The organism is Cellulomonas sp. PS-H5 (assembly GCF_019265565.1).
Classification (GTDB): domain Bacteria; phylum Actinomycetota; class Actinomycetes; order Actinomycetales; family Cellulomonadaceae; genus Cellulomonas.
In genome coordinates this window covers 1-11911 of the sequence record NZ_JAHVCI010000037.1, presented here as the reverse complement: position 1 = coordinate 11911, position 11911 = coordinate 1, and the positions used below count along the sequence as shown (strand labels likewise).

Sequence of the window (11911 nt, the reverse complement as noted above, 5' to 3'; positions counted from 1 at the left end):
TGCCCCGCCCGGCCCCCCCGGCCGGCGCGTGCCGCCCCCACCCCTCCACTCAGTTCCAGTCGGGGCCTCGGGGAGGTTCAGGGGTCAGGCCGGGGGCGGGAGCCGGAGAGTCGCCACGACCGGGTCGTGGTCCGACGGGTGGTGGCCGCCCGGGCGGGCGTCGAGCACGACGTACGACTCGACCGCCACGTCCGGGCTCACCAGGACGTGGTCGATCCGCTGCCGCAGCGCGGACCCGGGGACCGGCGCGTCCGGGTCGAGCAGCTGGGTGAACGTGGTCGGCGGACCCGCGGGCGGCGTCGCGCTCGCCGCGCGGGCGTCCAGCAGGGCCGGTCCCGGCGCGGCGTCGACGGCCCGGCCACCGGCCCCGACGACGGGCGCGGCCGGCGCGGCCGGGTCCGCGCCCAGCAGCACCCGCAGCGGCTCCGACCCCGGCTCCGCGTTGAGGTCGCCGGTGAGCACGACCGGCCCGCCCTCCGCGACATCCGCGGCCCGCTCGAGCAGCAGCCGCGCGGACTCGACCCGGGCCCGCGCCCCCTCGTGGTCGAGGTGCGCGTTGAGCAGCGCGAACGTCGCCCCGGTCGCCAGGTCCCGGAACCGGGCCCAGGTGCACAGCCGGCGGTACCTCGCGTCCCAGCCGGTGCTGGGCACCTCGGGCGTAGGGGAGAGCCAGAAGTCCCCGGTCGCCAGCACCGCCAGGCGCGTGGTCCGGTACAGGACCGCCGCGTGCTCCCCGGTGGTCCCGCCGTCCCGCGACCGCCCGACGGCGGCGAACCCCGTGCCGTGCGTCAGCGCCGCGAGGTGGGCGGTGGTGCCCTCCTGGGTGCCGAGGACGTCGACGTGGTCCAGCGCCGCGCGGACCAGCGGCGCGCGGTCGTACGTCCGGGTGGCCGGCCAGTGCGCGACCCACAGGTTGTACGTGCCGACGCGCAGCGCGTCCGTCACGACCGCGTGCCGGCCGGCGTGGTCACCTCGACGACCGCCGCGCCGTCCAGCAGCGCCAGGTCGAGCGCGGCGCTCGCCCACCGGTACGGGTGCGCCACGGGTGTCGTCGGTGCGTCCCGCCCGTCGACGCGGACCGTCACCGCCGTCGCGGCCGGGTCGACCCGGTACCGCACCGTCCGCCGGGCGCCCGCCAGGTCGAGCGCGACCTCCAGCCCGTCGTCCTCCGCCGCCAGCGTCGGGCCGACGACGAGAACGTCGCGGCGCTCGTCCAGGCCGAGCAGCCCGTGCAGCACCTGCCGCAGGTAGATCCCGGGGCCGGAGGAGTACACGCGCCAGCCGTCGGCCGTGGGCACCTCGCCGGTGCGGAGCAGCTCGAAGTCCCGCGCGGCGGTGTACCGGTCGGGGAACGCGGCGTCCGACGACGAGGTGTAGCAGGTGCGCTGCCGCGGCAGGGCGCTGGGCACCCGCTCGCGCATGCCGATCGGGGACAGCCGGAGCAGCTCGTCGGCGACGTCGGCCCGGCCGAGCGCGGCCAGGGTCTCGGCCCACCGGATGTGCGCGTGCGCGTACATGAGGCCGACCTCGCGCCCGAAGAACGCCGCCTGCTCGGCGCGCCGGAACGACTCGGTCTCGCCGTCCGCGAACCGGGTCGGCCGGTCCGTCAGCCGCACGCCGTCGGGGAACAGCAGGTGCTCCCGGACGATCGCCTCGTGCCGGTCGGCCTCCTCCTGGTCGAGCACCCCGGCCAGCACGAGCTGGGTCATCGGGATGAGCCGGTACGTCAGGCCGGTGGACGTGTCGCGCGGGTGGATGACCGGGGTCGCCACGCCGTCCACGACCGTGACGAACCCGGCCGCGACCCCGTCCGGCAGCATGTGCCGCCGCAGGTCCGCCGTGATCGCGGTCGCGAGCGCGTCCATCCGGGCGACCAGGCCCGCCGCGGCGGGGGCGGTGCGCAGCTGCTCGGCGGCGAGCTCCAGGGCCTGGACGGCCAGCGCGGTGGTCCACGTCGAGGCCATCGAGGCGCGCATCTCCGATCGGGCGGGCTGGAGCGTGTCGTCCCAGTCGCCGTCGCCGTACGCGGGCAGCGACGTCCCGGGCACCAGGTCGGTCTCCAGGTGCCGGACGAGCGCGTCGAGGTGGTCCGCCACGGTGGCTGGCTCACCGGTGCGGAACGGCACCGGCGCGTCCAGCACCGCGACGTCGCCCGACGCCCGCAGGTACTGGCCCAGAGCGAACAGCGGCCAGTGCACGACGTCGCCGTGCGCGTGCTCCTGCAGGATCTCGGCGTAGGCGTCGAACATGAACCACTGCGGGAACGTGCCGTCGACGGCCTGCGAGCCCAGGACGCGCAGCACCACGTCGCGGCAGCCGTCGAGGCGCCCCGCGGCGAGCAGCAGCTCGAACGGACCCTGGCAGACGTCGCGGGTGCCCCAGGCGGCGCCCTGGTACTGCTCGAGGCCGTGCGGCACCAGGTAGTGCACGCGCGCGTCGTTCGCCCACCACGGCAGCAGCGTCTCGAGCTCGGCGAGCCGGGAGTCCTCCGCGACGGACAGCCCGCGGGTCAGCCGGGCGAGGGTGGCGCGGTGGCCCGCCGCCTCGCGCTCGGCGTCGAGCCCGCGCGCCACGACGTCCCGGGCCAGGTCCGCGGCGGCCCGCCCGCCGTCCCGGTCGGCCGTGGTCGCGATCCGCAGCGCCGCGCCCGCGCCGGCGGTGCCGCGCACGGTGACCACCGAGGTCCCGCGCGGCGCCCCGTCCGCGTACAGCGGGTCGTCGCCGGCGATCCCCGCGTCCGGGGTCGCCGCGAGCACGTAGGCGAGGCCGGGGTGGTGCCGGCGGGTGGCGGTGTCGTCGTCGGCGACGAGCACCACCGCGTCGTCGTCCGCCCGGGGCTGCCAGGCGCCGCCGCCGAGCTCGACCTCGGTGGTGACGAGCACGTCGACGCGCGCCGAGGCGACCACCTCGAGCAGCAGCGCGTCCCGCGACGCGTCCGCCACCGTCCGCACCTCGAGCCGGACGCCCGGCAGGTCGTAGACCCAGCGCGCCTCCCCGACGTCGAGCACGAACGCCGACGGCGCGCCGAGCAGGCGCCACGCGCCGTCGACGTCGACCAGCACCCGGACGCCGTTGGCCCGCAGCAGGTTGAGGTGGTTCCGGTGCACGGTCGTGAGCGTGTCGAAGCTCGTGTTGCCGAGCACCGTGTGCGAGCCGAACACGCCGTGGGCGAAGACGGTCGTCGACAGCACGGCGCGGTCGGGGCTGAGCGAGTCGCCGGCGAGCAGCACGTGGCCGTGCGGGCGGAGCAGGTCGAGGTCCTTCTCGCCGCGGACCACGTGGGCGCCCCCGGGGGCGAAGCACGACAGCAGGCGGCCGTCGGCGTCGCGCTCCACGTGCCGTGCGTCGCCCGAGGCCCCTCCGAGCGCGAGCAGCTCGGCGTCCGCGAGCGGCGCGCCGCCGAGCAGCGGCGCGGTGGCCAGCAGGGAGCGCGCGGCCACGGAGTCGACCGGGGCGCCGCCGGGGCCGGCCGCGGCCGCCGCGTCGGCCAGCGCCACCAGGCCCGGCACCTCGGCCTCGACGTCCGGCAGCGCGTCGAGCACGGCGCCCCGCCGGTCGTCCCAGTACCGCCCGACGACGTGCAGGACCAGCGGTTCGGCGAGCGTCGACGCCCGCGACAGCAGCCCCGCCATCGCCATCTCGTGCTGGCGGACGCGGTCGGGCCACGGGGCGCCGGACAGGAACGCCGGGGTGACGCCCGCGCGCGCCGGCGGCCCGTACAGGTCGAAGCCGTCCGTCCCGGCGGCGACCGACCCCTCGGCGATCGCGAGCGCGAACAGCGGCAGCGCGGGCGCCGAGGTCATCGTCTGCCGGGACAGCACCACCGTGCCCAGGTCCGCGGAGTCGGCGAGCCGGTGCGCGACGTACTGCGAGACGTACGGCTCGGACGACGACGCGGCCTGCTCCGGCGCGAGCGACAGGTCCTGCGTGGTGGCGACGTCCCACGTCGCGCCCTCGGCGCCGCCCTCGGAGCGCGAGAGCGCGATCCGCCACACCAGCGCCGTCCGCGCGGGGTCGAGCACCAGGTCGACGGTCCACGCCGCGCCGAGCCCCGCGCCCGTCCACCGCACCGCGCCCTCGCCGGCCTGCCAGGACGCGCCCGACCGGCTGCCGGTCAGCGGGACGTGGTCGACGGTCCCGTCCGCGGCCGTGCGGCGCAGGAACGGCCCGGCGATCCCGGCGTCGTGCGCGCCGATCCGGTACTGGTTCACGAGGCGGTCGCCTGGCGCGGCGATCCCGGCGACGTCGCCGGCGGGGGTGAGCCGGACGGCGAGGCCGCCGCCGGCGTCGACGGTGCGGGTGCGGTCGGTGCGGTCCCGGTGCAGGCGGGTCAGGGTGTCAGGCATGGTGTCGGTCCCCGGGGTCGAGCGGTCAGGTGGTCGTCGTCGGGCGCAGGAACCGTGCGACCGCGTCGCGCAGCATCCCCGCGGTGGTGCGGTACCAGAGCCACACCCACACGCCCCCGAGCAGGACGAGGAGCAGGTCGGAGGCCGCGGCCGCGACGGCGACCGCCCCGGCCAGGAGCGCGAGCGTCCCCAGCGAGGCGCGCCACCGCGCGACGAGGTAGTAGGCGCCCGCCTGCCAGGCGGCGGCGAGCGGGAGGCGGAAGAAGGTGCGCAGCGCGAGCGCGTGCAGCGCCACGAGGACCAGCAGCACGGCGGCGCCGGGCGCCAGACCTGCGACGAGCGCGGGGACGCCGGAGGACCGGGCGCCCGCGCCGACGACCGCGACCAGGCAGACCGGCGTCGAGACGGCGAGCGCCTCGCGCCAGCCGAGCCGGTAGCCGCGGCCGAAGGCCCGGGTCACGGCGACGCCGGGGTCGACGTAGTGCTCGCGCACCGCGTACAGCCCGGCCGACAGCGCCGGTCCCGCCGGGACGGCCGCGAGGGCCACGAGCCAGGCGAGCGACGGGTCCGGGCGCAGCAGCAGCGCGAGCGCGACCAGCGGAAGGTTCGCCGCGGCGAGCAGCGCCGTCAGCCCGGCGCCCCAGGCGAACGCGGCCACCGCGCGGCCGAACGGTCCGTCGCCGACCTCGTCGCCGCGGCGGCGGCCCGGGTGGGCGTCGTCGCGGTCGCGGGGCGTGACCGGGAAGGCTGCCGGGTCGGCGGGGCGCGCGAGGTCGTCGGCCGGTGCCGGGTCGTCGGACCAGCCGGTGACCGCGTCCCCGGCGCTCACGCGTCCGCCCCGTCCGCCACCCGGAACGCTGCGCGCAGCAGGTCCCGCGGCCGGCTGCTCGGGCCGACGAGCAGCTCGAAGTCGCCGGGCTCCACCACGCGGCGCCCGGCGGCGTCCACGATCGAGCAGTCCGCGGCGGGCAGCACCAGCGGCACCGTGACCGACTCCCCGGGCGCGAGCGGGACCTGGGTGAACGCCTTCAGCTCCCGGTCCGCCCAGGACGCGGACGTGACCAGGTCCCGGACGTACACCTGCACGGTCTCCAGCGCGGGGCGCGCACCGGTGTTGGTCACCGTCACGTGCGCCCGCACGGTGCCGTCCGCGGTCACCTCGGCGGTGTCGACCACGAGGTCGGCGTACTCGACGGTGGTGTACGAGAGGCCCTCGCCGAACGCGAACGCCGGGTCCTGCGTGAGGTCGGCGTACCGCACGCCGTGCTGGCCCCGGACCTGGTTGTAGTAGATCGGCTGCTGCCCCACGTGCCGCGCGAACGAGATCGGCAGCCGCCCGCTGGGCTCGATCCGCCCGAGCAGCAGGTCCGCCAGCGCGCGCCCGCCGGTCATGCCGGGGTGGGCGGCCCAGACCAGCGCGTCCGCCCCGAGGGCGGCGGGCGGCAGCACCATCGGCTTGGAGGCCTGCAGCACGACGACGAGCGGCGTGCCCGTGGCGGCGACGGCCTCCAGCAGCGCCACCTGGCCGCCCAGCAGCTCCAGCGTCGCGGTCGAGGTGCCCTCGCCGACCAGCTCGATCCGGTCGCCGACCACGGCCACGACCACGTCGGCGTCCCGCGCCGCCGCGACGGCGGCCTCGAGCTGCTCGGGGTCCACCGGAGCCGGCGCCACGACCTGCGGCCGCGGCTGCCCGTCCGGGAAGAACGGACCCTCGGGGTCGTCCTGGTGCGTGAGGATCGCGGCGCCGGGGGAGTACGTGACCGTCCAGCCGTCCGGCACCCCGTCGCGGAGCCCGTCGAGCACCGTGGTGATCATGTCGCGCGGCTGCCCGTGCGCCATCCACGCGACCTGGCCCGAGGACCCGGCCCAGTCGCCGAGCTGGGTCTGCGGGTCGTCCGCGAGCGGGCCGACGACGGCGACCCGCAGCGGGGGCTGGTCCGGGGCGCCGGCCTCGGGGGTGCCCCCGGCCAGCGGCAGCACCCCGGAGTTCCGCAGCAGCACGAGCGACCGCCGCGTCAGCTCCAGGTTGAGGTCCTGGTGCGACCCGACGACCGCGCCCATCGTGGCGGGGTCGGGCCGGCGGCGGTCCTCGAACAGCCCGAGCTCGAACTTGAGCGTCAGGATCCGGGACACGGCCGCGTCGAGATCGGACTCCGCGATGAGCCCGCGCGCGACCGCCTCCTGCGCGCCGTCGAAGAAGCCCGCCGTCGTCATGATCATGTCGTTGCCGGACCGCACCGCCGCGGCGGACGCGTGCACGTGGTCGGGCTGCACCTGCTGCTCCCAGACCATGCGGCCGACGTTGTCCCAGTCGGTGACGAGCATGCCGGTGTAGCCCCACTCGCCGCGCAGCACGTCGGAGAGCAGCCAGTCGTTGACGGTGATCGGGACCCCGTCGATCGTCTGGTAGCCGAGCATGAACGTGCCGCAGCCCTCGCGGGCCACCCGCTCGAACGGCGGGAGGAACCAGGACCGCAGCTTCCGGGGCGACAGGTCCGCCTCGGACGCGTCCCGGCCGCCCTGCGTCTCGGAGTACCCGGCGAAGTGCTTCGCGGTGGCGAGCACCGCCGTCGGGTCGGCGAGGCCGGTGCCCTGGTACCCCCTGACCGCCGCGCTGCCGAGCTCGCCGATGAGGAACGGGTCCTCGCCGAAGGTCTCGTTCACACGTCCCCAGCGCAGGTCGCGGGCGACGCACAGCACGGGGGAGAAGGTCCAGTGCAGGCCGGTCGCCGCGGCCTCGACCGCGGTGGCGCGCGCCATCCGCTCGACGAGCTCGGGCGACCACGTGGCCGCCATCCCGAGCTGGGTCGGGAAGATGGTCGCGCCGTCGCAGAACGAGTGGCCGTGGATGGCGTCGTCGCCGACCAGCAGCGGGATCCGCAGCCGGGTCTGCTCGGTCAGGTCGTGCGCCTCGAGCACGAGCTCCGGCGTCGGGTGCAGGATCGAGCCGACGTGCTTCTCCAGCACCTGCTCCTTGAGGCCGTCCGGGGCCGACAGCTGCATCATCTGCCCGACCTTCTCCGCGAGGGTCATGCGCGCGAGCAGGTCGGCGACGCGGTCGGCGACGGGCAGGGCGGGGTCCAGGTAGTCCACGGTGCTCCTACTTGATGCCGGTCATGGCGATGCCCTGCACGAAGTGCTTCTGCATGGCGATGAACACCGCGAGGACCGGCACGATGATGAGGACCGAGCCGGCCATCTGGAGGCCGAACTCGGCGCCCTTGTCGCCGGTCGGGCTGGTGTACAGCGCCAGCGCCACGGGCAGGGTGTACAGCGAGTCGCGCTGGGACACGATGAGCGGCCACAGGAAGCCGTTCCACGAGCCCATGAACGTGAAGATCGCGAGCGTCGCGAGCGGCGCGCGGCACAGCGGCATCACGATCCGCGCGAAGATCCGGAACTCGCCGGCGCCGTCGATGCGCGCCGCGTCGAGCAGGGAGTCGGGGATCTCCAGCATGAACTGCCGCATGAGGAAGACGCCGAACGCGCCCACCATGCCGGGCAGGATCATGCCCCAGTAGGTGCCGACCATGTTGAGGTTCGCGACGAGCACGAACTGCGGGATCAGCGTCACGATGCCCGGCACGAACATGGTCCCGAGGACGACGGTGATGAGGACCTTCTTGCCCGGGAACTCCAGCTTGGCGAGCGCCCAGCCGACCATCGAGCAGAACAGCAGCGTGGTGGCGACGGAGACGACGGCCAGGAAGACCGAGTTCAGGAAGTACCGCGTCATGTCGAACTCGAAGAACCACGCGCGGAAGTTGTCGAGCGTCGGCGCCTGCGGCCACCAGGTGATGGGGCGGCGCATGATCTCGGCGTTCGTCTTGAACGCGCCGAGGATCATCCAGACGAACGGCAGCAGGGTCCCGGCGAGGCCGACCGACAGGACGGCGAGCAGGGCGATCCGGCCCGGCGTGGGGCGGCGGCGACGGCGCTGCCGGACGACGGGCGCGAGCGGCACGGCGGTCGTGGCCGGCGCGAGGGGGGTCGAGGTGCTCATGGTCATGTCCTCTGCCGGAAGAACCGGAACTGGATGATGGCGAAGATGCTGATGATCGCGAACAGCACGTACGCGCCGGCCGCGCCCACCGAGTAGTTGCCCCACTGGAACTGGTTGAACACGTACAGGGCGATGGACGTCGTCGACTGCAGGGGACCGCCGTTGGTCATGACGAACGGCTCGTCGAAGAACTGCATGAAGCCGGTGGTCGTGAGGATGGCGTTGAGCAGGATCGTCGGCATCATCATCGGGATCGTGATGCGGAAGAACCGCTGGACCGTCGAGGCGCCGTCCATCATCGCCGCCTCCTTGACGTCGGAGGGGATGGCCTGCAGGCCGGCGAGGAAGATCACCATGCTCGACCCGATGCTGCGCCACACGGCCATGAGCGTCAGTGCCGGCAGCGCGGTGCGGGTGTCGCCCAGCCAGTTCGGCCCGTCGATCCCGATGTCCGCGAGCAGCGAGTTGATGAGGCCGTTCGGCTGGTACATGATCCGCCACACCACCGCGACGGCGACGATGGTCGTCACCACGGGCGTGTAGTAGCCGACCCGGAAGAACGTCGCGGCGCGGCGGCCGAGCGCGTTCAGCATGACCGCGAGCACCAGCGCCGAGAACAGCGACAGCGGGACGCCGACCACGACGAAGCCGAGCGTGTTCCGCAGCGCCCGCAGGAACGTCGTGTCGGACAGCACCTCGGCGAAGTTCCCGAGCCCGACGAAGTCCACGGCGAACGGGGTGCGGATGTCGTTGACCCGCAGGTCGGTGAAGGCCATCCCGAACGAGCTGAGCAGCGGGACGAGCCCGAACACGCCGAACGACAGGACGAACGGCGCGGCGAAGAGCCAGGCGACGACGGCGGTCCGGCGGCGCCGGGCGGCCAGGGACACGGACTTCCCCGGCCGCCGCGACGTCGACGGCGGCGTGCGCCGTGCGGTGGTGGTGCTGGTCACCAGCCGAAGCCGATCTGGTCGGCCTGGTCCTGGATCGCCTTCGCGGCCTCCTCCGAGGTGACCTCGCCGTGCGCGACGCGCTCGGCGTAGATGCCGATCTGCTCGGCGATCTGCGACCACGACGGGTAGCTCGGGGTCTCGACGGTGTTCGGCATCTGCTCCTTGAGCACCGACATCACCGGGCTGTCGTCGATCGGCGCGTACTCGGCCGACTCGACGCGCGACGGGAACGAGCCCGCGAGGTCGAACAGCGTCTTCTGCTGCGCGTCCTCGAGCAGCCACTGCAGGAACAGCCAGGAGGAGTCCTGGTTGTCCGACGACGCGAACACGCCGAGGTTGCCGCCGCCGATGTACGAGTCGTTGTTGGCGGAGCCGGCGGGCAGCGGGACGTAGCCGATCGAGTCCTCGGTGAAGCCCTCGGGCGCCGCGCCGGTGTCGATCAGGTCCTGGTAGGTGCCGACCATCCACGGGCCCGAGATCAGCAGCGGGGAGCCGCCGTTCTCGAACGTCGCCTCGGTCTCGGACAGCGGGGCCTCGCCGCGGTCGAAGAAGCCCTTGTAGAAGTCGAGCGCCTCGACGAACTCCGGGGTGTCGAACGTCCACGAGTCGCCGTCGCTGACCTCGCCGCCGGCCTGCGACACGAACGGCACGATGACCTGCGCCGGGTTCTCGATCGGGCGGGGCAGGCTCAGGCCGTACTCGCCGCCGGGGCGCGCGGCGAGGGCGCCGCTGAGCTCCTCGAGCTCGTCCCAGGTGGTCGGGGCGTCGTAGCCGAGCTCGGCGGCCAGGTCGGCGCGGTAGAACAGGAACCGGGTCTCGACGTACCAGGGCACCGAGTACTGCGCGTCCTCGCCGGTCACCGAGGCGACGGCGGCGGGGTAGAAGTCGTCCTCGTCGTACACGCCCTCGGGGACCGGCGCGAGGCCGCCCATGGCGATGACCGAGGCGGTCTGGTCGGCGCCGGTCATCACGATGTCCGGGCCGGTGCCCGAGGCGACGGCGGTCTGGTTCATCGTGATGATCTCGCCCCAGGGCACCTCGGTGACCTTGATCGAGGCCTCCGGGTTGTCCTCGGTGAACTGCTCGCCGAGGGTGCGCAGCGCGTCGCCGTTGCCGGCCGCGGCCCAGATCTCGATCTCGCCCGTCGCCTCCTCGGCGATCGAGCCGGCCTCGGCGGAGCCGCCGCTGCCGGCGTCGTCCGACCGGCCGCAGGCCGCGACCGGCGCGAGCGCCAGGGTGGTGACGGTGGCGGCGACGAGGGCGCGCCGCACGGTACGTCGGGTCATGTGTTCCTCCTTGAACGGGCGTCTGCGCCCGCGCCACGGCGCGCGGGTCGGCCTGCGCCAGCGCTGGCTGCAATGCGGTGTAATGCGCATTACAAGAACCGGAATCTAAGCGTGTAGAGTGGCGCTGTCAACCCGGTCCTGGGGCGCGGCCCGCCGCTCGCCGCCACTCGCCGTCGAGGAGTTCCCGCGTGGCCCGCCGACCCACCGTGTACGACGTCGCCGAGCGCGCCGGGGTGTCGATCACGACCGTCTCGTTCGCGTTCCGGCAGCCCGGGCGCGTCGCCGCCGCGACCCGGCAGGCCGTGATGGACGCCGCCCGCGAGCTCGGGTACGTCCCGTCCGCCAGCGCCCGGGGCCTCGCCCGCGGGGCGACGGGGGCGTTCGGGCTGTACTCGTTCGACATGATGCTGGCCGACGCCGACGGTGCCGCCGCCCCGGTGCCGCTCGAGGCCGCGGCCGTCCCGGAGGGCGACCCGCGGGTGTTCCCGCTCTACGTCGACGAGGTCGAGCGGGGCTTCGCGCTGGAGTGCCGGGAGAACGGGCGCGCGCTGCTGCTGGCGTCCGGTGCGCCGAGCGGCGCCGCGATGTACGACATCGCCGGGCGCGTGGACGGCCTGGCGATCTTCCCGGGCACGCACAGCCTGGACGCGGTGCACGCCATCGCGCAGTCGGTGCCGCTGGTCGCGTTCAACACGCCCGGCACGGACGCGTCGTTCAGCCACGTCTCGGTCGACAACCGCGGGGCGATGACCGGTCTGGTCGAGCACCTCGTCGGCGTGCACGGGGTGCGGGACCCGGCGTTCGTCGGAGAGGGGTCGATGTACGACTTCGCCGAGCGGCTCGCGGGGTTCCGGGACGCCGTGGCGGCGCTGGTGCCCGGGCGCGACCCGGTGCCGCCCGCCTACGAGGGGCTGGCGTCGACCGAGTGGCTCGCCGCGCTCACCGACCTGGCCGCCGCCGACCGGCTTCCGGAGGCGCTGGTCTGCCAGAGCGACCAGGCCGCGCTCGTGGTGCTCGACGTGCTCGCGGAGCACGGCGTCGACGTGCCTGGGCGGGTCCGGGTGACCGGCTTCGACGGCATCCTCGCCGGCCGGCTCACGACGCCGGCGCTCACGACCGTGCGGCAGCCGTTCGAGCACATGGGGCGGACCGCCGTGCAGCTGCTGCAGGAGCGGGTCGCGGACCCGGGCGCGGCGTCGCAGTTCCGGACGCTGCCGACCCGGCTGATCCCGCGCACGAGCTGCGGCTGCGCGGGCTGACGCCGCCCGGGGCGGGCATCAGTGGAGTGTTCTGCCCGACACACGCCGGCGTGTCGGGCAGAAC

Annotated in this window: 8 protein-coding genes; 1 reads left to right on the top strand and 7 read right to left on the bottom strand. The window is 74.8% G+C overall.

Translation table 11 applies throughout. The features are described 5' to 3' along the window. Positions 1-84 precede the first annotated feature (84 nt). The 7 genes from J5O08_RS13930 to J5O08_RS13900 all read right to left on the bottom strand — a co-directional run bounded on the left by J5O08_RS13930 (position 85) and on the right by J5O08_RS13900 (position 10588). On the bottom strand, positions 85-945 hold the full coding sequence (locus tag J5O08_RS13930) for an endonuclease/exonuclease/phosphatase family protein (protein ID WP_218707482.1): 861 nt from the start codon (positions 943-945) through the stop codon (positions 85-87). Next, entirely contained in the window at positions 942-4346 is a 3405-nt protein-coding gene (locus J5O08_RS13925; RefSeq protein WP_218707481.1) for a hypothetical protein, read from the bottom strand. Before J5O08_RS13925 ends, J5O08_RS13930 begins: the two co-directional genes overlap by 4 nt. A 25-nt stretch (positions 4347-4371) precedes the next feature. After that, positions 4372-5175 carry a hypothetical protein gene (locus tag J5O08_RS13920; RefSeq protein ID WP_218707480.1) on the bottom strand — a complete coding sequence of 268 codons (804 nt, stop codon included), beginning with the start codon at positions 5173-5175 and terminating at the stop codon, positions 4372-4374. After that, complete coding sequence (locus J5O08_RS13915; protein ID WP_218707509.1) at positions 5172-7379, bottom strand: glycoside hydrolase family 3 N-terminal domain-containing protein; 2208 nt, start codon at positions 7377-7379, stop codon at positions 5172-5174. Before J5O08_RS13915 ends, J5O08_RS13920 begins: the two co-directional genes overlap by 4 nt. A 67-nt stretch (positions 7380-7446) precedes the next feature. Further along, the gene (locus tag J5O08_RS13910; RefSeq protein WP_308281619.1) at positions 7447-8349 is read right to left on the bottom strand and encodes a carbohydrate ABC transporter permease; all 903 of its coding nucleotides are present in this window, start codon (positions 8347-8349) and stop codon (positions 7447-7449) included. A 2-nt stretch (positions 8350-8351) separates the two neighbouring features. Next, positions 8352-9302 carry a carbohydrate ABC transporter permease gene (locus tag J5O08_RS13905; protein WP_147796757.1) on the bottom strand — a complete coding sequence of 317 codons (951 nt, stop codon included), beginning with the start codon at positions 9300-9302 and terminating at the stop codon, positions 8352-8354. Then, a complete protein-coding gene (locus J5O08_RS13900; RefSeq protein WP_217615662.1) occupies positions 9299-10588 on the bottom strand; it encodes an extracellular solute-binding protein in 1290 nt (429 codons plus the stop codon). The genes J5O08_RS13905 and J5O08_RS13900 overlap by 4 nt, the downstream gene beginning before the upstream one ends. 188 nt (positions 10589-10776) lie before the next feature. On the opposite strand from J5O08_RS13900, the gene J5O08_RS21685 reads away from it, so the two are divergent. Beyond that, positions 10777-11847 (top strand): LacI family DNA-binding transcriptional regulator, encoded by a 1071-nt coding sequence (locus J5O08_RS21685; protein ID WP_218707479.1) that lies wholly within the window; start codon positions 10777-10779, stop codon positions 11845-11847. Positions 11848-11911: the final 64 nt, after the last annotated feature.